A 17,687-nucleotide genomic window follows, 5' to 3' on the forward strand; every position below is an offset into this window, starting at 1 on the left:
CCCGATGACGCTACCCGTGTGGCTGCTGATCGCCCTGCCGCTGGCCGGGGCGGCGATCCTGCTGCTGGCCGGCCGCCGGTCCGATCGGTGGGGCCATCTGCTGGGCACCGGCGCCGCGCTGGCGTCGTTCGCCTGCGCCGCAGTGCTGTTCGTCGACATGACCGGCCGCGACGCCGAACACCGCGCCGTTCACGAAGCCCTGTTCAGCTGGGTGCCCGTCGGGGAGCTGCGGGTGGACTTCGGCCTTCAGCTCGACCAGCTGTCGATGTGCTTCGCGCTGCTGATCACCGGTGTCGGCTCGCTGATCCACATCTACTCCATCGGCTACATGAAAGAGGACCCCGACCGCAGAAGGTTCTTCGGATACCTGAACCTGTTCCTGGCCGCGATGTTGCTGCTGGTGCTCGCCGACAACTACCTGGGCCTGTATGTGGGCTGGGAAGGCGTGGGCCTGGCGTCCTACCTGCTGATCGGGTTCTGGTCGTACAAACCCTCGGCCGCGACGGCGGCCAAGAAGGCGTTCGTCGTCAACCGGGTCGGCGACATCGGCCTGGCGATCGCGCTGATGCTGATGTTCACCGCCGTCGGCGCGGTCTCCTTCGACGCGGTGTTCGGCGCCGCCCCCGAACTGTCCGGCGCGATGCTGACCGGGATCGGCCTGGTGCTGCTGCTGGCCGCCTGCGGTAAATCCGCCCAGGTGCCGCTGCAGTCCTGGCTCGGCGACGCGATGGAGGGTCCCACCCCGGTGTCCGCGCTGATCCATGCGGCCACCATGGTCACCGCCGGGGTCTACCTGATCGTGCGCTCGGCGCCGGTGTTCGACCTGGCCCCGCACGCCCAGACCGCCGTCGTCGTCGTCGGGGCGGTCACCCTGCTGTTCGGCGCGATCATCGGCTGCGCGAAGGACGACATCAAGAAGGCGCTGGCCGCCTCCACGATGAGCCAGATCGGCTACATGGTGCTGGCCGCCGGGCTGGGCCCGGCGGGCTATGCGTTCGCGATCATGCACCTGCTGACCCACGGCTTCTTCAAGGCCGGGCTGTTCCTCGGCGCCGGATCGGTCATGACGCCATGGACGACGAAGTCGACATGCGCCGCTACGGCGGGCTGCGCACCGCGCTGCCGATCACCTTCGCCACCTTCGGGCTGGGGTATCTGGCCATCATCGGGATCCCCCCGCTGGCCGGGTTCTTCTCCAAGGACGGCATCATCGAGGCCGCCCTCGGATCCGGTGGCGCCAAGGGCATCATCCTGGGCACGGCCACCATCGCCGGTGCCGGGATCACCGCGTTCTACATGACCCGGGTGATGCTGATGACGTTCTTCGGGCCCAAACGCTGGGCGGACAACGCGCATCCGCACGAGGCCCCGGCCGTGATGACCTGGCCGATGATCCTGCTGGCGGTCGGCTCGGTGACCGCCGGTGCCGCGCTGGCCGTCGGCGGCACGCTCGAGCACTGGCTCGAACCGGTCGTCGGCGCCGGCGAGATCCACCACGTGATGCCGGTGTGGGTGCTCACCGCGATCGTGCTGTCGGTCGTCGCGGTCGGCATCGTGATCGCCTACCGCATGTACGCCACCCGGCCCGTGCCCGAACAGCCCCCCACCGGCAACGCGCTGACCGTGGCGGCCCGCCACGACCTCTACGGCGACGCGTTCAACGAGACGGTCTTCATGCGGCCCGGGCAGGTCTTCACCGAGGAGCTCGTCGAGATCGACGACGAGGTCGTCGACGGGGTGGCCGGCGGGCTGGCGTCGGGCGTCGGTCGCATCTCGGAGTTGTTCCGGCAGGCGCAGACCGGCTTCGCCCGGTCCTACGCGTTGTCAATGCTGGTGGGCGCGACGCTGGTCGTCGCGACGATCCTGGCGGTGAACCTGTGGTGACATCGTTTTCCTGGCTGACGGTGTTGTGGGCCGTTCCGATGCTCGGCGCGGCAGCGGTGATGTTGCTGCCGGCGACCGCACGCGGCCTGGTGAAGTGGGTGTCGCTGGTGGTGTCGCTGGTGGTGCTGGCGGTCACCGCGGTCGTGGCGATCGGCTTCGATCCATCCGGCGAGCAGTATCAGTTCGTCGAATCCTACCGCTGGATACCGTCTTTCGGCACCGGCTACATCCTCGGCGTCGACGGGATCGCGCTGGCCCTGGTGGTGCTCACCGCGGTGCTGGTGCCGCTGCTGATCGTCGCCGGCTGGAACGACGCGCGTGACCGGCAGAGCTGGGGCGGGCGCTCGACGCACATCTACTTCGCGCTGACGCTGGCCGTCGAGGGCATGGTGCTGATCTCGCTCGTGTCGCTGGACATCCTGCTGTTCTACGTGTTCTTCGAGGCCATGCTGATCCCGATGTACTTCCTGATCGGCGGGTTCGGCGGCGAGGATCGCAGCAGGGCGGCGGTGAAGTTCCTGCTGTACAACCTGTTCGGCGGTCTGATCATGCTCGCCGCGGTCGTCGGCCTGTACGTGGCGACATCGGGCAGCGACGCGTTCGCCGCCGGGACGTTCGACTTCCGCCAGATCGTCGCCGCGGTCGCCGACGGCTCGTTCGCGGTGAACCCGATGGTGATGCATCTGCTGTTCGGCGGGTTCATGTTCGCCTTCGCGGTGAAGGCGCCGCTGTGGCCGTTGCACCGGTGGCTGCCCGACTCGGCGGTGCAGGCCACGCCGGCCAGCGCGGTGCTGATGATGGCGATCATGGACAAGGTCGGCACGTTCGGCATGCTCCGGTACTGCCTGCCGTTGTTCCCCGACTCCGCCGCCCTGTTCAGTCCGCTGATCATCACGCTGGCGGTGATCGGCATCATCTACGGCGCCGTGGTCGCGATCGGCCAGATCGACGTCATGCGGATGATCGCCTACACGTCGATATCCCACTTCGGGTTCATCATCCTCGGCATCTTCGTGATGACGTCCCAGGGGCAGGCCGGGTCGACGCTGTACATGGTCAACCACGGGATCTCCACCGCCGCCCTGTTCCTGATCGCCGGGTTCCTGGTGTCCCGGCGGGGAACTCGGCTCATCAGCGCCTACGGCGGGGTGCAGAAGATCGCGCCGGTGCTGGCGGGCACCTTCCTGGTGGCCGGTCTGGCCACCCTGGCACTTCCCGGACTGGCGCCCTTTATCAGCGAGTTCCTGGTGCTGATCGGCACGTTCACCCGCTATCCGGTGTTCGGTGTGGTGGCGGCCGGCGCACTGGTGCTCTCCGCGATCTACGTGCTGTGGATGTACCAGCGGATGATGACCGGACCACTGCCGCACGATCTCGCCGACGGCAGCTCCCGGATGCGTGACCTGGCGCCCCGCGAGCTCGTGGTGGTCGCACCGCTGATCGCACTGCTGCTGGTGCTCGGGTTCTATCCCAAGCCCGCGCTGGACGTGATCGACCCCGCGGTGGCCCACACGCTGACCACGATCGAACAGACCGACCCGGCACCCCGGATCGCGGAAGGCCCGGTGCGATGACCCTGCCCACGCCCGACGTCGAATACTCCTTGCTCGCACCGATGTTGATCGTGCTGGGCGCGGCGGTGCTCGGCGTGTTGCTGGAGGCATTCCTGCCGCGCCGGCTGCGCTACCCGGCCCAGATCGCGCTGAGCCTCGCGGGCCTGGCGGCCGCCTTCGTCGCCGTCCTGGCGCTGGCCCGGGATCTGCACGGCGGCAATGGCTTCAGCGCGGTGATGGGCGCCGTCGCCATCGACCTGCCCGCGTTGTTCCTGCAGGGAACCATTCTGCTGGTCACCGTGCTCGGCATCCTGCTGATCGCGGAACGCCGCATCCCCACACCGGACCGGGACGCCGGCGACGGCCGGGGACTGGACGCGTTCACCCCGCAGGCCTCGGCGGTGCCCGGCAGCGTGGCCGAACAGCTGGCGACCAAGGCCGGTGCGGTGCAGACCGAGGTCTTCCCGCTGACCATGTTCGCCGTCGGCGGCATGTTGCTGTTTCCGGCCGCCAACGACCTGCTGACGATGTTCATCGCGCTGGAGGTGCTGTCGCTGCCGCTGTACCTGCTGTGCGGGCTGGCCCGGCGGCGGCGGCTGCTGTCTCAGGAGGCGTCGCTGAAGTACTTCCTGCTGGGCGCGTTCTCGTCGGCGTTCTTCCTGTACGGCGCGGCGATGCTGTACGGCTATGCGGGCACCCTTCGCCTCGACGGCATCGCCGAAGCGGTGGCGGCCGGTTCGGGCAAGACCTCGCTGGCCCTCATCGGCGCCGGGCTGCTGTTGGTCGGCGTGTTGTTCAAAGTCGGTGCGGTGCCGTTCCACTCGTGGATCCCCGACGTGTACCAGGGCGCCCCGACGCCGATCACGGCGTTCATGGCCGCAGCGACGAAGATCGCCGCGTTCGGCGCGATGCTGCGCCTGTTCTACGTCGCACTGCCCGAACTGCGCGACGACTGGCGGCCGGTGCTCTGGGCGATCGCGATCCTGACCATGGTGATCGGCACGATCACCGCGGTCACCCAGACCGACGTGAAGCGGATGCTGGGCTATTCGGCGGTGGCGCACAGCGGGTTCATCCTCACCGGTGTCATCGCCGGCAACGCCGCCGGGCTGTCGTCGACCCTGTTCTATCTGTTCGCCTACGGTTTCTCCACCGTGGGCGCGTTCGCCGTGGTGAGCCTGGTTCGCGACGGCGCCGGCGAGGAGGACACCGCGATGGCCCGCTGGGCGGGGCTGGGCAAGCGTTATCCCCTTGTCGCTACCGTCTTTTCACTGTTCCTGCTGGCCTTCGCCGGGATCCCGCTGACCAGCGGGTTCGTCAGCAAGTTCGCGGTGTTCAAGGCCGCCGGCGAGGGTGGGGCGATTCCGCTGGTGGTGGTCGGCGTGATCGCCAGCGCGATCGCGGCATACTTCTACGTCAGGGTGATCGTGTTGATGTTCTTCACCGACCCGCCCGAGGACGCTCCGGCGGTGGTGCTGCCCAGCGCGCTGACCACCGCGGTCGTCACCCTCACCGCGGCGGTCACGTTCGCGCTCGGCGCGCTGCCGCAGCCGCTGCTGGATCTCGCCAACTCGGCCGACCACTTCCTGTGACACGGCTGCTCTGATACGAATTAGCCATGACCACCGAGCAACTCGTGCTGACCGCCGACGAGGGCGGCGTGCGGGTGATCACCCTCAACCGGCCATCCGCCCGCAACGCGCTCAATCGCGACCTGATCCGGGCCTCGTATGCGGCCCTGACCGCCGCCGACGACGACGAGGCGGTCTCCGCGGTGGTACTGACCGGCACCGACCCCGCGTTCTGTGCGGGCGTCGACCTCAAGGAGGCGGCCCGCGACGGGTTGTCGTACTTCGCCGAGTTCCGCTCGCAGAGCTGCATCGCCGCGGTGGCCAACATGCGCACCCCGATCGTCGGCGCGATCAACGGCGCCACCTTCACCGGCGGCCTGGAGATGGCGTTGGGCTGCGATTTCCTCATCGCGTCGGAGCGGGCCGTGTTCGCCGACACCCACGCCAGGGTCGGCATCCTCCCGGGGGGCGGGATGACCGCGCGGCTGCCCCAGCTGGTCGGCGCCGCGATGGCACGACGGCTGTCGATGACCGGCGAGGTCGTCGACGCCGCGCGCGCCGAACGGATCGGGCTGGTCACCGAGGTGGTGGCCCACGCGGACCTGCTGGGGCGCGCCGTCGGGCTCGCGGCGCAGATCGCCGACGTCCCGCGCCCGACGATGCGCAGCCTCAAGGAGATCTACACCACCGGGGCTGCTGCCGTGCTCGATCCCGCGCTGGCCGCCGAGGAGACGATCGCGTTCGCCCAGCACCGCGACTTCGACACCCTCGACATCCGGTTCAACGCTGTGGCGCAGCACAACAAGGAGCAGATCGAGCCCCGTTGAGCCCAGCGAGCGCGCGCTGCTGCACGGCCGGCGCGGCGCGCCGCCGCGCAGACGCGCGCGCTCGGCCTACGGGGCCAGCACCCCGCGAAGCAGGATCGTGGCGGTGTCGTCCACCCATGACGGGGCCGCCAGGTCGTCGGACGACTGCAGCACCGCCAGCAGGGTCGCGCCGCCGATCAGCTCGACCAGCCGGTCGGGTTCGACATCGGCCCGCACCTCACCCCGTTCGACGGCGTCGTGCAGCCGTGCCCGGACCGCGGCGAACAGATCGCCGAAACGCGCGCTGACCCGGCCGCTCAGCGCGGCGTCGGCCGACATGTCGGTGATCAGCCCGGGCAGCGCGGCCCGTACCACCGGGCTGGTGAACACGTCGCGGGCCGCCCCGACCATCGCGCGCAGGTCGGCGGCGATGTCGCCGGGCGGGGTCTGGATCGCCGACGGGCTACCCGGGAAGGCGGCTTCGTGCACCAGCTCGGCCTTGCTCGACCACCGGCGATACAACGCGGTCTTGGTGGTGCCCGCGCGTTCGGCCACCGCGGCCATCGTCACGTTCGAGTATCCGATTTCGACAAGTAGATCCGAGGTCGCGCGCAATATGGCAGCGTCGATACGCGGATCCCGCGGGCGGCCTGCGCTCGGGGTCTTGTCAGCCGACAACGGGTCTGCTTTCATATCGCTACCCCCGGTATCGTAATTGTGGCGGGAAGGATTCGGTCCGTGCCCAGTGAACCAGCCGTCGAGGACGTCGGACGGCTCCAGAGGTCCAGTCGCGACCTGACGAACGTGCCCGCGGCCCTGTCGCAGTGGCTGTCGAAGCTGCTTCCCGACAGGACTCCGGAGATCACCGTCGAAAGCGGCGTCGACTCCAACGGCATGTCCTCGGAGACCATCCTACTGTCCGGACGGTGGCTGGAGGACGGGCGCCCGGTCGAAAGGCAGTGGGTGGCCCGGGTGGCCCCCAGCGACGCCGACATCCCCGTCTTCGAGCACTACCGCCTCGACCATCAGCATGAGGTGATGCGGTTGGTGGCCGAGCTGACCGACGTCGCGGTACCCCCGGTGCGCTGGCTGGAACCGACCGGGGACGTACTGGGCCGGCCGTTCTTCCTGATGGACCGCATCGACGGTGTTGTGCCCCCAGATGTCATGCCCTACACGTTCGGCGACAACTGGCTCTACGACGCCACCCCCGACCAACAACGCCGACTGCAGGACAACACCGTCGAGGTGCTCGCCAAGCTGCACTCGATTCCCAACGCGCAGTACATCTTCGGGTTCCTGCAGGACACCGACCCGCCAGGTGAGACCGCGCTGCACCGACACTTCGCGTGGCTCAAGCACTGGTACGCCTTCAGCGTGCCCGACATCGGGCGCTCCGGGTTGGTCGAGCGCGCGCTGGGGTGGCTGGAGGAGAACTTCCCGGACGACGTCGCCGCCACCGAACCCGTTCTGGTGTGGGGCGATTCGCGCATCGGCAACGTGATGTACCGGGACTTCACTCCTGTCGCGGTGCTGGACTGGGAGATGGCGACCGTCGGCCCACGCGAGTTCGATGTGGCGTGGATCAGCTACGCGCACATGGTTTTCCAGGAGCTGACCAAGCTCGCCGGACTGCCCGGCATGCCCGGCTTCCTGCGTGAAGAGGATGTGCGCGCCACCTACCGTGACATGACCGGCATCACGCTCGGCGACCTGCACTGGTTCTACGTCTATTCGGGGGTCGTGTGGGCGTGCGTGTTCATGCGCACCGGAGCACGACGGGTGCACTTCGGCGAGATCGAGCGGCCCGAGGACATCGAGACGCTCTTCTACCACGCGTCACTGCTGAAACGAATGATCGGAGAGGCCGGCTGATGCTCGGACCCATGGACGAATACCCGGTACATCAGGTGCCGCAGCCGATTGCCTGGCCCGGCTCGTCGGACCGCAACTTCTACGACCGGGCCTACTACAACGCCCACGACCGCACCGGGGACGTCTTCGTCATCACCGGAATCGGCTACTACCCCAACCTCGGGGTCAAGGACGCGTTCCTGTTGGTACGACGCGGTGACACCCAGACCGCGGTGCACCTGTCCGACGCCATCGACCAGGACCGGCTGAACCAGCACGTCGGCGACTACCGCATCGAGGTGATCGAACCGCTGCGCAAGCTGCGCATCGTCCTCGACGAGACCGAGGGCATCGCGGCAGATCTGACCTGGGAGGGACTGTTCGACGTCGTCCAGGAGCAGCCGCACATCATGCGGCGCGGCAACCGGATCACCCTGGACGCCCAGCGCTTCGCGCAGGTCGGCACGTGGAGCGGCCGGCTGTCGATCGACGGCGAGGACATCGCCGTCGACCCGGCCCGCTGGATCGGCACCCGGGACCGGTCCTGGGGCATCCGGCCGATCGGCGAGCCCGAACCCGCCGGCCGGCCCGACGACCCGCCGTTCGAGGGAATGTGGTGGCTCTACGTGCCGATGGCGTTCGACGACTTCGGCATCGTCATCATCATCCAGGAGGACCCGCACGGGTTCCGGTCGCTCAACGACTGCACGCGGATCTGGAAGGACGGCCGCGTCGAGCAGCTGGGCTGGCCGCGGGTGAAGATCCACTACCGCTCCGGCACCCGGATCCCCACCGGCGCCACGATCGACGCGACCGACACGGCCGGTGCGCCGCTGCGCTTCGACGTGGAGTCCAAACTGCCGTTGCCGATCCATGTCGGCGGCGGCTACGGCGGGGACTCCGACTGGCTGCACGGCGTGTGGAAGGGCGAGAACTTCACCGAACGCCTCACCTACGACATGACCGATCCGGCGATCGTCGGGCGGGCCGGGTTCGGCGTCATCGATCACGTCGGCCGGGCGGTCTGCCGGGACGCCGACGGCACCGAGCACGAGGGGTGGGGGCTGTTCGAGCACGGCGCCCTGGGCCGCCACGACCCGTCGGGCTTCGCCGACTGGCTGTCGGTAGCGCCCTGACGGCCCGCCGAGGCCGCCGAAATGGCATTCCGGCAGGGAAAAGTCGAGAGCGCCCCTGCCGGAATGCCATTTCGGCGGGGGGAGAAAGGCTACGCAGTCTTGGCTGCCTCCACCCGCGTGCGACCGAAGACCATCGACTCGTCGATCCGGTCGAACCGGTGCTCGATCGAGTCGAGGACAAAGTTGTGCCGCACATTCCACGGCCGCCGCGTCCCCGATTTCGGCAGCACGTGCGGTGCCCGCAGCACATAGCCCGCCTTGAGGTTCCACGCCGGCTTCTCCCCCATCGGTTCGTCGCCGAGGTGCGGGTAGGCGTGGGTGTAGCCGTGAGAATCCATGTAGCCCAATAGCTTTGCCACCGCGCGCGCGGTCAGGTCGGCCCGTAGCGTCCACGACGCGTTGATGTAGCCCACACACCACGCCAGGTTGGGCACGTCCTCGAGCAGGTACTCCTTGTAGACGAACCGGTCGGCCGGTTTGACCTCGTCGCCGTCCACGCTGAGCGCGACCCCACCGAGGGCCTGCAACCGCAGCCCGGTGGCGGTGACGATGATGTCGGCATCCAGGTGCGCTCCTGAGCGGAGCACCACGCCGGAGTCGTCGATGTGGTCGATCCGGTCGGTCACCACCTCGGCCCGGCCTTCGGCGATCGAGTTGTAGAAATCGCCGGACAGGATCAGGCACATCCGCTGATCCCAGGGGTCGTACTCGGGCTTGAAGTGCACGTCGACCGGATAATCCTCCGGCAGGTAGCCCTTCGCGACGGCACGGATGATCCGCCGCATGAGGCGCGGCGCCCGCTGGGCCAGCGCGTAGACGGCGACGATGAACACCACGTTGTACAGCCAGGCCAGCCGGTAGCCCAGCCGGCGGGGCGGCACCCTGCGCAACAGGTTCACGACGGGGTTGACGCGCTGCCCGGACAGCAGATACGTCGGCGAGCGCTGCAGCATCGTGACGTGCCCGGCGCGCTGCGCGAGCGCCGGGATCATGCTGATCGCGGTCGCCCCGCTGCCGATCACGACGACCTTCTTGCCCGCGTAGTCCAGCTCCTCGGGCCAGTGCTGCGGATGCACCACCGGGCCGGCGAAGGAATCCAGGCCGGGGAATTCGGGGCGGTAGGGCTCGTCGTAGTCGTAGTAACCGGTGCCGAAGAACAGGAACCGGGCCCGAAGGGTCTGCGGGGTGCCGTTGCACTCGGTGAGCACCGACCAGGTGTCGGTCGCCGAGTCCCAGTCGGCCGACACCACCCGGGTGTCGAAGCGGATGTGCCGGTCGATGTCGTGCTTGTGGGCCGTCTCGACCAGGTATTCGCGGATGTCCGCGCCGTCGGCGACGTTCTCCGGGCGGGCCCACGGCTCCCACGGGAACGACAGCGTGAAGATGTCGCTGTCCGAGCGGATGCCGGGGTAGCGGTGCAGATCCCAGGTGCCGCCGATGCGCGAGCGCCGCTCCAGGATCGTGTAGGTCATCTGCGGATTGCGTTCCTGAATGCGGTAGGCGGCCCCGATACCGGAGATCCCCGCGCCGATGATCAGCACGTCCGAGAATTCCGCCGATGAATCGTGCTGGTGCACCTGCAAACCTCCCTTGGTCCGGCCACGTACCACGATATGGCCCACTACCCCAGCGCGTCGATGATCTGGCTCAATGAATCCACCGCGATCGGCCCCGGCTGATAGAGGCAGACCCGGTCGGCGACGCCGTCGACCCGGTCGCGGATGTGCGCGGCCACCTCGGCCGGGCTGCCGCAGGCCGCGATCGTGTGCAGCACGTCGTCGTCGACCAGCTTGCCCATCTCGGCCCATCGCCCCTGTTTGGACAGCGCGTTGAGCTCGGGCTGCAGGTCACCCCAGCCGTGCACGTCGAGCACCGGCCGGTAGGCGGGGGTGGACCCGTAGAACGCCAGCAGCCGGCGCGCGGCGGCGTGGTCGGGTTCGGCTCCGGGTTCTCCGGCCACCGAGACGATGATCTCCGGGACGACGTCGAACCGGCCCGGGTCCCGTCCGGCCGCCGCCAGGCCCCGGGCGACCGCGGCCAGGGTGACCTCGTGCAGGAAGCGCTTGGACCCGAACGGCATCACCAGCAGCCCGTCGGCCACCTCGGCGGTCATCCGGGTGAGCTGGGGCCCGAGCGCCCCGACGTAGATCGGGATCGGCGCGAAGTCCGACCGCGGGCTGAACGTCGGCGTCATCAGCGTGTGCCGGTAGAACTCGCCGGCGAAGCGCAGACGCTCCCCCGAACTCCACGCCGCGAAGATCGCCCGCAGCGCACCGACCAGCTCGCGCATCCGGGCGACCGGGCGGTCGAAGTCGGCGCCGAAGCGCTTCTCGATCTGGGTGCGGATCTGGGTGCCCAGCCCCAGGGTGAACCGGCCGCCGGACAGCAGCTGATGGTCGACGGCCTGGTGGGCGAGGTGAATCGGGTTGCGGGGAAACGCGATCGCGACGTTGGTCATCAGGTCCAGCCCGCCGACCGTCGATGCCAGCGTCAGCGGCGTGAACACGTCGTGCGGCCCCTCGAAGGTGAACACCCCGGCGGCGCCGGCCTCGCGCAGCGCCCGGGCCCGGTCGACCGCGTCGGTGGGCCCGAACAGGGCCGTCATCACCCGCACGAACCCCGACCCTAAGCGATTTCGGTGTGCGAATCGTCGCTACCCGACGTGTTCTGCCCGGAGTCGTCGCCGAATCCGCCAAGATGGGGGCATGGGGGACGTTGCCGATGTTCTCGACGTTGTCGTCGTGGGGGCGGGATTCGCCGGACTCGCCGCCGGCCGGGAACTGACCCGGCTCGGGCGCGACGTCGTCGTCCTCGAGGGCCGCGACCGGGTCGGCGGGCGCTCGTTGACCGCGACGCTGGCAGGCGTACCGGTCGACCTCGGTGCCACCTTCGTCGGGCCGACACAGGACGCGGTGGCCGAGCTGGCCGCCGAGCTCGGCTGTGAATCGGTGCCGACCTTCCGCCGCGGCAAGAACCTGATCCGCTGGCGCGGCAAGGTGCGCTCCTACCGCAGCACGATCCCGCGGCTGTCGATCATCGAACTGCTCGACGTCTCCCGCATCCAGTGGCGCTTCGACCGGGTCAGCAGAAAGGTTCCGGTCGCCGAGCCGTGGATCTCGCCGCTGGCCGCAGGCCTGGACGCCGTGTCGCTGGAGCAGTGGCTGCGCTCGGTGGGCGCCGGCGCCTCCACCCGGGATCTGATGGCGATCATGTCGCGGGTCACGTGGGGCGCCGAACCCGACACCGTGTCGATGCTGCACGCGGTGCGCTACGTCAAGGCGGCCGGCGGGCTGGACCGCATGCTCGACGTCGAGGGCGGCGCCCAGCAGGACCGGTTCCCGGCGGGCACCCAGCAGATCGCGGTCAGGATGGCCGGGCAGCTCGGCGAGCGCGTGGTGCTGGACGCTCCGGTGCGGTGCATCCGCCGCGGCGCCGACGACACCCTGACGGTGACGACTCCGCGCGGCGCCTTCGCCGCCCGGACGGTGGTCGTGGCCGTCCCGCCGGCGCATCGCGCCGCGATCCAGTTCGATCCGCCACTACCGCCCCGGCACGCCGAACTGCACCGGCACTGGCCGCAGGGCAACCTCAGCAAGGCCTACGCGGCCTATGACACACCGTTCTGGCGGGCCGACGGCCACTCCGGCGAGGCGTTGTCCGACGAGGGCCCGGTGTTCATCACGTTCGACGTCAGCCCGGACGATTCCGGCCCGGGCATCCTGCTCGGGTTCACCGACGCCCGGACATTCGACCCGCTGCCGGACGCACAGCGGCGCGAGTCCGCACTGTCCGGTTTCGCCACGCTGTTCGGCGATGCCGCGCTGCGCCCGGTGGACTACCTCGACCACCGCTGGGGCGCCGACCGGTTCGCCCCGGGCGGCCCCACCGCCGCGGTGCCACCCGGGGCGTGGACCAGCCACGGGCGCTGCCTGCACGAACCGGTGGACGGCATCTTCTGGGCGGGCACCGAGACCGCCGACCGGTGGACCGGGTTCCTCGACGGTGCGGTGCGCTCAGGCCGGCGGGCCGCCGCCGAGGCGCATCAGGAACTCGCCCGGCGCGCCTGACCCACGGAGTCGATCAGCCAGCGCAACTGCTCGTTGACGTCGACGGGGCGTTCCAGGATGGCGCAGTGACCGCCGGTGAGCTCGACGAATCTCGCCAGGTTGGGCGCGGTGGCGGCGATGCGCCGGGAAGACACCATCGGCAACAGCCGGTCCTTCTGGCTGCCGATCACCAACGTCGGCACGGTCAGGTTTCTCATCCCGATGTGCTGCGGGCCGAGATGATCGACCAGCACCCGCGCCCAGCCGCCGCGCCCGGCGGGCGGGGTGGCGTTGAACAACTCGAACACGAAATCCACGATGGCCGGGTCGGCGTCACGGCCCACCGCGATGGTCGAGACGAACCGCCGGCTCGGGCGGTCGGCCACCCGCACCAGCGGCGCCCCACCGAAGGCCTTGAGCAGCGTTCCGGCCGCACGCACCCGGGCCCGGGCGAGCTGGGCGGGCACCGGCAGGAAGTTGACGTTGCGCAGCAGGTCGCCGGTGGTGGTGTTGATCAGCGCCACCGCATCGGCGCGCTGGGCCACCAGGTGCGGGTGACGCTCGGCCCACGACGTGATCGCGATCCCGCCCATGGAGTGACCGGCGACGACGGCACGTTCGCCGGGCCGCAGCGTCGCGTCGAGCACCGCGTCGAGATCGGCGGCGAGGTAGTCGATGGTGTAGCCGCCCCGGCGCGGCGGAACCGAGCTTCGGCCGTGGCCGCGGTGATCGAACGCGATCACCCGGTAATGTTCGGCGAGGTCGGCGATCTGATACGCCCACACCCGCAGCGCGCAGGTGATGCCGTGCGCCAGCACCACCGGGTAGCCGTCCTCGGGACCGAACACCTCGGCGTGCAGGCGCACCCCGTCGACGGAGCGCACGTCGACGATCCGGCCGGGAGGAAGGGTTCGCGCGGGCGCGAACCCGCCGCGCAGTCGGTCGGCACCACCTCGTGCCATCGGCGTGCTCCTCGGTTGCTGGCGACGTTGCCATCGAATCGGCCGGGAAGCCGACTTTACCGCCGGACGCCGCCCCGGGACGCCCGACACCCGTGCAGTTAAATGGTCGGATGCGAGCGATACAGATTGCCAGGCTGGACGGGCCACAGGCCGCCGAGCTCGTCGACATCGCCGAACCCACCGGCGGGGACGGCAGCGTGCTGATCGACGTATACGCCGCCGGGGTCGCCTTTCCCGATGCGCTGCAGTCCCGCGGGCTCTACCAGTACAAGCCCGCGATGCCCTACACGCCGGGCGCCGAGATCGCCGGGGTGGTGCGTAGCGCGCCCGGCGACGCACCCGTTGCCCCGGGCGACCGGGTCGCCGGCCTGACGATGCTGTGCGGGGCGATGGCCGAAGTGGTGGCTCTGCCGGCCGAGCGGGTGTTCAAGCTGCCCGATTCGGTGTCCTTCGAGGCGGGCGCCGGGCTGTTGTTCAACGATCTGACGGTCCATTTCGCGCTGCGCAACCGGGGCAGGCTGGCGCCCGGCGAGACGGTGCTGGTGCACGGGGCCGCCGGCGGCATCGGAACCTCCACGCTGCGGCTGGCGCCCGCGTTCGGCGCTGCCCGCACCATCGCGGTGGTCAGCAGCACGGAGAAGGCCGACGTCGCGCGCGCGGCCGGCGCCTCCGACGTGGTGCTCGCCGACGGCTTCAAGGACGCGGTCAAAGAGCTGACCGGCGGCCGCGGCGTCGACATCGTCGTCGACCCGGTCGGCGGCGACCGGTTCACCGATTCACTGCGCTCGCTGGCGCCCGGCGGCCGACTGCTCGTGGTGGGCTTCACCGGCGGTGAGATACCGACCGTCAAGGTGAACCGGCTGCTGCTCAACAATGTCGACGCGGTCGGCGTGGGATGGGGGGCCTGGACGGCGGGACACCCGGGTTACCTGCAGGAGCAGTGGGCCGACCTGGAGCCGCTACTGGCCTCGGGCGCGGTCAGCGCCCCCGAGCCGATGGTGTTCCCACTCGAGCGGGCCGCAGAGGCGATCGCCTCGTTGGAGGACCGCACCGCACGGGGCAAGGTCGTCGTTTCGCTGCGATGACGGGCGTCGCACCGGCCACCCGCGGCAGGCAGCAGACCGTAGCGAGTTCCGCTGATGGAAGGTCAGGGTTCGCCGGCGCCGCACCGGTCCAGGAAGCCGAGCACCGCGTCGGCGAACAGGTCGTTGCGGTCGCCCGCCACCATGTGCCCGGCACCCTCGACGTCGATGAATTCGACCTGGTCGAAACGCGCCAGGAACTCGTCGGCCCGCTGCCGGCTGACCAGGTCGCTGACCTGGCCGCGCACCAACAGCATCGGCACGCCGTCGTCGAGGATGGCTGCGACCGCGGCGTGCAGCCGGTCGGTGTCGGCCACCTCCATCGGCGGGAAGACCGCCGAGCCGTCGATGAACTGCGGGTCCCAGTGCCAGTACCAGCGGTCTCCCCTGCGGCGCAGGTTGGTGCGCAGGCCGTCCAGATCGGCGGGCCGGGGCCGATGCGGGTTGAACTCGGCGATCATGTCGGCGACCTCGTCGAGCGAGCCGAAGCCCTCGACCATCTTGTCGGCCATGAACGCGTGGATCCGCTCGGCGCCGGACGGGTCCATGTCCGGGACGATGTCGACCAGCACGACCGCGGCGGCGATCCCGCGGGCCAGCTCACCGGCGAGCAGCATCGAGGTCAGCCCGCCCAGCGACGCCCCCACCAGCACCGGTCGGGCCGGCAACGTCGCAAGGATGGCCTGGATGTCGGCGGCGAAGCTGGACACCCGGTAGTCACCGTCGGGCGACCAGTCGGACTCGCCGTGACCACGCATGTCGACGGTCACCGCCTGCCACCCGCGCCGGGCGACGGCCGCCGCCGCCCTGCCCCACGAGCGGCGGGTCTGGCCCCCGCCGTGCAGGAAGACCACCGCCCGCGCACCCGGGTCTCCGAAACGGTCGGCGGCGATCCGCACCCCGCCGTGCCCGTCGGTCACGAACTGCCGGGACACAGAGCTCATCCTCGGATGGTAAGACCCACCCTCCACCGGCCGAGCGCGCGTGTCTGCACGACCGCGCGCGGCATGTCGCGTACGACGGCGCCCGGTCGGCGCCCACGAGCGGGCCCCGGCGCACGAACACCCCCGCGCCGACAGGCCGGTGGGCCATACTTGCCCGATGCCAGACCAGCACGGGGAGCGACGATGAACGGTCTTGCGGGCAAAGGCATTCTGGTGACCGGCGCGGCATCCGGCATCGGGCGGGCCACCGCCGCCCGGTTGCTCGACGAGGGCGCCGCGGTCGTCGGGATCGATCTGGCCGGTGACGCACCCGATCTGCCCTCGGGCTTCACCTACCTGACCGGCGACGTGCTGGACGCCGCGACCATCGCGCGTGCGGTGGACGCGGTGCTCGCCGCGACGGGCCGGCTCGACGGCGTCGTGCACTCGGCGGGCGTCGGCGGCGGCGGCCCGGTGCACCTGCTGCCCGACGAGGAGTGGGACCGGGTGCTCGACGTCAACCTCAAGGGCACCTTCCTGGTGATGCGGGCGGCCCTGGCGCAGATGATGACGCAGCCGCGCAGCGGCGGCGAGCGCGGCGCGATCGTCACGCTGTCGAGCATCGAGGGCCTCGAGGGCACCGCCGGCGGCAGCGCGTACAACGCCTCCAAGGGCGGTGTCGTGCTGCTGACCAAGAATGCGGCAATCGACTACGGGCCCAGCGGCATTCGGGTGAACGCCATCTGCCCGGGGTTCATCGAGACGCCGTTGTTCGAGTCGGTGATGGGCATCCCGGGCATGGACGGCCCCAGGGAGGGCCTGCGGCACGAACACAAGCTGCGGCGGTTCGGTCGGCCCGACGAGGTGGCCGCGGTCGCGGCGTTCCTGGTGTCGCCGGATGCCAGCTTCGTCAGCGGACAGGCCATCGCGGTGGACGGCGGCTACACCGCCGGCCGCGACCACGGCGTCACCGAGCTGATGGGCCTGGGTGAGCAGTAGCTTCGCGCCTCACCACAGCACGGCGACCGCGGCCGCGGCGAACGCCAGCACCCCGGCCGCGACGAACACCCCCCGGGCCACCGGTTCACCGGTGCGGCGCTGGCGGGCGCCGCCCATCCCCAGCAGGCCGCCGAGGATCACCAGGATCACCAGCTTGAGGCCGATCTTGGGGTAGTTCAACTCGATTCCGGCGGGCCAGGGCGCGGCCAATGCCAGGCCGGTGAGCAGGGATACCAGCAGCCCGTAGTCCATCAGGCGGGTGACCCGGAACCGCCCCGCCACCGCCTCGGCCACCCACGCCCCGAATGTGACGGCGAAGCCGATGATGTGCAGCAGGACAACTACAGACCGTAGTAATTCCATGCGGCGAGATTACAACAGGCCGTGGCGGCGGGGTGAGCGCGCGTCCCGGCCGACGGCCGGCATCCCGCCGTGCCCTGACAAATCACACAGCAAACATGGACACCGGAACCTTCCGGTCGACGCGACCGCGGTCACACCACCGCCGGCAGGTACGCCACCTCACCCTCACCCCCGCACCAACGCCGGGCCCTCATCCAGATCTGGTCACATGTAGCCAATCTCACACCGCCAAAGTTGATTTACCCAGAATTAACAAGGACCATCGAGGTGTTCCACTGATGGGTGATCCCCATCGGGATCAGCGGAACAGCAAACAGATCCCCGCAATCCGGGGACCGATCAAGGAGTTGAGTCACCATGTCCTTCGCGCAGTTTCGCGCAGACCTGAAGCGATCCGTCGATCGACGTCGCCTCTATGCGCGGATCAATGCACTGCCGGATTCCACGGTTCGCGACGAGCTGCTGGCCATCGCACTTCGGCACGAGGACGACCACCGCTGACGCGGAA

The 17,687-nt window shown here is 69.8% G+C and carries 15 protein-coding genes and 1 pseudogene; 10 read left to right on the forward strand and 6 right to left on the reverse strand.

Translation table 11 applies throughout. The features are described 5' to 3' along the window. Positions 1-4 precede the first annotated feature (4 nt). The 4 genes and pseudogenes from nuoL to JDV09_RS16245 all read left to right on the forward strand — a co-directional run bounded on the left by nuoL (position 5) and on the right by JDV09_RS16245 (position 5,835). Positions 5-1,884 (forward strand): annotated as a pseudogene (gene nuoL / locus JDV09_RS16230) (NADH-quinone oxidoreductase subunit L). Continuing rightward, complete coding sequence (locus JDV09_RS16235; RefSeq protein WP_221370172.1) at positions 1,878-3,458, forward strand: NADH-quinone oxidoreductase subunit M; 1,581 nt, start codon at positions 1,878-1,880, stop codon at positions 3,456-3,458. The pseudogene nuoL and the gene JDV09_RS16235 overlap by 7 nt, the downstream one beginning before the upstream one ends. Further along, positions 3,455-5,029: an NADH-quinone oxidoreductase subunit NuoN gene (gene nuoN, locus JDV09_RS16240; protein ID WP_221370173.1), complete on the forward strand. Its 1,575-nt coding sequence runs from the start codon at positions 3,455-3,457 to the stop codon at positions 5,027-5,029. The genes JDV09_RS16235 and nuoN overlap by 4 nt, the downstream gene beginning before the upstream one ends. Before the next feature lie 26 nt (positions 5,030-5,055). Continuing rightward, positions 5,056-5,835, forward strand: a complete 780-nt coding sequence (locus JDV09_RS16245; protein ID WP_221370174.1) for an enoyl-CoA hydratase — start codon at positions 5,056-5,058, stop codon at positions 5,833-5,835. A gap of 66 nt (positions 5,836-5,901) precedes the next feature. Here the strand turns inward: JDV09_RS16245 and JDV09_RS16250 are convergent, their stop codons facing one another. Continuing rightward, the gene (locus tag JDV09_RS16250; protein ID WP_221370175.1) at positions 5,902-6,507 is read right to left on the reverse strand and encodes a TetR/AcrR family transcriptional regulator C-terminal ligand-binding domain-containing protein; all 606 of its coding nucleotides are present in this window, start codon (positions 6,505-6,507) and stop codon (positions 5,902-5,904) included. 45 nt (positions 6,508-6,552) lie between these two features. Here JDV09_RS16250 and JDV09_RS16255 point away from each other — a divergent pair, with 45 nt between their 5' ends. Further along, the gene (locus tag JDV09_RS16255) at positions 6,553-7,689 is read left to right on the forward strand and encodes a phosphotransferase family protein (protein ID WP_221370176.1); all 1,137 of its coding nucleotides are present in this window, start codon (positions 6,553-6,555) and stop codon (positions 7,687-7,689) included. Beyond that, complete coding sequence (locus JDV09_RS16260; RefSeq protein WP_221370177.1) at positions 7,689-8,804, forward strand: Rv3169 family protein; 1,116 nt, start codon at positions 7,689-7,691, stop codon at positions 8,802-8,804. The genes JDV09_RS16255 and JDV09_RS16260 overlap by 1 nt, the downstream gene beginning before the upstream one ends. A gap of 89 nt (positions 8,805-8,893) precedes the next feature. Here JDV09_RS16260 and JDV09_RS16265 read toward each other — a convergent pair whose 3' ends face one another. After that, positions 8,894-10,381 carry a flavin-containing monooxygenase gene (locus JDV09_RS16265; RefSeq protein WP_221370178.1) on the reverse strand — a complete coding sequence of 496 codons (1,488 nt, stop codon included), beginning with the start codon at positions 10,379-10,381 and terminating at the stop codon, positions 8,894-8,896. Between the two features lie 44 nt (positions 10,382-10,425). Next, on the reverse strand, positions 10,426-11,409 hold the full coding sequence (locus JDV09_RS16270) for a TIGR03617 family F420-dependent LLM class oxidoreductase (RefSeq protein WP_221370203.1): 984 nt from the start codon (positions 11,407-11,409) through the stop codon (positions 10,426-10,428). Positions 11,410-11,509: 100 nt separating this feature from the next. On the opposite strand from JDV09_RS16270, the gene JDV09_RS16275 reads away from it, so the two are divergent. Next, positions 11,510-12,871: a flavin monoamine oxidase family protein gene (locus JDV09_RS16275; RefSeq protein WP_221370179.1), complete on the forward strand. Its 1,362-nt coding sequence runs from the start codon at positions 11,510-11,512 to the stop codon at positions 12,869-12,871. Here the strand turns inward: JDV09_RS16275 and JDV09_RS16280 are convergent. Beyond that, positions 12,847-13,812 (reverse strand): alpha/beta fold hydrolase, encoded by a 966-nt coding sequence (locus JDV09_RS16280; RefSeq protein WP_221370180.1) that lies wholly within the window; start codon positions 13,810-13,812, stop codon positions 12,847-12,849. The two genes, JDV09_RS16275 and JDV09_RS16280, sit on opposite strands and share 25 nt — an antisense overlap. A 110-nt stretch (positions 13,813-13,922) precedes the next feature. Here JDV09_RS16280 and JDV09_RS16285 point away from each other — a divergent pair, with 110 nt between their 5' ends. Beyond that, a complete protein-coding gene (locus JDV09_RS16285; protein ID WP_221370181.1) occupies positions 13,923-14,897 on the forward strand; it encodes an NADPH:quinone oxidoreductase family protein in 975 nt (324 codons plus the stop codon). A gap of 62 nt (positions 14,898-14,959) precedes the next feature. Here the strand turns inward: JDV09_RS16285 and JDV09_RS16290 are convergent, their stop codons facing one another. Next, the gene (locus tag JDV09_RS16290; protein WP_221370182.1) at positions 14,960-15,838 is read right to left on the reverse strand and encodes an alpha/beta fold hydrolase; all 879 of its coding nucleotides are present in this window, start codon (positions 15,836-15,838) and stop codon (positions 14,960-14,962) included. Between the two features lie 183 nt (positions 15,839-16,021). On the opposite strand from JDV09_RS16290, the gene JDV09_RS16295 reads away from it, so the two are divergent. Next, on the forward strand, positions 16,022-16,816 hold the full coding sequence (locus tag JDV09_RS16295) for an SDR family NAD(P)-dependent oxidoreductase (RefSeq protein ID WP_221370183.1): 795 nt from the start codon (positions 16,022-16,024) through the stop codon (positions 16,814-16,816). A gap of 9 nt (positions 16,817-16,825) precedes the next feature. Here JDV09_RS16295 and JDV09_RS16300 read toward each other — a convergent pair whose 3' ends face one another. After that, the gene (locus JDV09_RS16300) at positions 16,826-17,179 is read right to left on the reverse strand and encodes a Fe-S protein (RefSeq protein ID WP_221370184.1); all 354 of its coding nucleotides are present in this window, start codon (positions 17,177-17,179) and stop codon (positions 16,826-16,828) included. Positions 17,180-17,536: 357 nt separating this feature from the next. Here JDV09_RS16300 and JDV09_RS16305 point away from each other — a divergent pair, with 357 nt between their 5' ends. Further along, positions 17,537-17,680, forward strand: a complete 144-nt coding sequence (locus JDV09_RS16305) for a hypothetical protein (RefSeq protein ID WP_221370185.1) — start codon at positions 17,537-17,539, stop codon at positions 17,678-17,680. The last annotated feature ends 7 nt before the right edge of the window (positions 17,681-17,687 follow it).

Origin of the sequence: Mycolicibacterium xanthum, assembly GCF_019710635.1 — a bacterium.
GTDB classification, from domain to species: Bacteria; Actinomycetota; Actinomycetes; order Mycobacteriales; family Mycobacteriaceae; genus Mycobacterium; species Mycobacterium xanthum.

Bases quoted from the DNA above. Each gene is read 5' to 3' on its own strand.
- nuoN (WP_221370173.1), top strand. From the start codon at position 3,455: ATGACCCTGCCCACGCCCGACGTCGAATACTCCTTGCTCGCACCGATG.
- JDV09_RS16245 (WP_221370174.1), top strand. From the start codon at position 5,056: ATGACCACCGAGCAACTCGTGCTGACCGCCGACGAGGGCGGCGTGCGG.
- JDV09_RS16250 (WP_221370175.1), bottom strand. From the start codon at position 6,507: ATGAAAGCAGACCCGTTGTCGGCTGACAAGACCCCGAGCGCAGGCCGC.
- JDV09_RS16260 (WP_221370177.1), top strand. From the start codon at position 7,689: ATGCTCGGACCCATGGACGAATACCCGGTACATCAGGTGCCGCAGCCG.
- JDV09_RS16270 (WP_221370203.1), bottom strand. From the start codon at position 11,409: ATGACGGCCCTGTTCGGGCCCACCGACGCGGTCGACCGGGCCCGGGCG.
- JDV09_RS16275 (WP_221370179.1), top strand. From the start codon at position 11,510: ATGGGGGACGTTGCCGATGTTCTCGACGTTGTCGTCGTGGGGGCGGGA.
- JDV09_RS16280 (WP_221370180.1), bottom strand. From the start codon at position 13,812: ATGGCACGAGGTGGTGCCGACCGACTGCGCGGCGGGTTCGCGCCCGCG.
- JDV09_RS16285 (WP_221370181.1), top strand. From the start codon at position 13,923: ATGCGAGCGATACAGATTGCCAGGCTGGACGGGCCACAGGCCGCCGAG.
- JDV09_RS16290 (WP_221370182.1), bottom strand. From the start codon at position 15,838: ATGAGCTCTGTGTCCCGGCAGTTCGTGACCGACGGGCACGGCGGGGTG.
- JDV09_RS16295 (WP_221370183.1), top strand. From the start codon at position 16,022: ATGAACGGTCTTGCGGGCAAAGGCATTCTGGTGACCGGCGCGGCATCC.
- JDV09_RS16300 (WP_221370184.1), bottom strand. From the start codon at position 17,179: ATGGAATTACTACGGTCTGTAGTTGTCCTGCTGCACATCATCGGCTTC.
- JDV09_RS16305 (WP_221370185.1), top strand. From the start codon at position 17,537: ATGTCCTTCGCGCAGTTTCGCGCAGACCTGAAGCGATCCGTCGATCGA.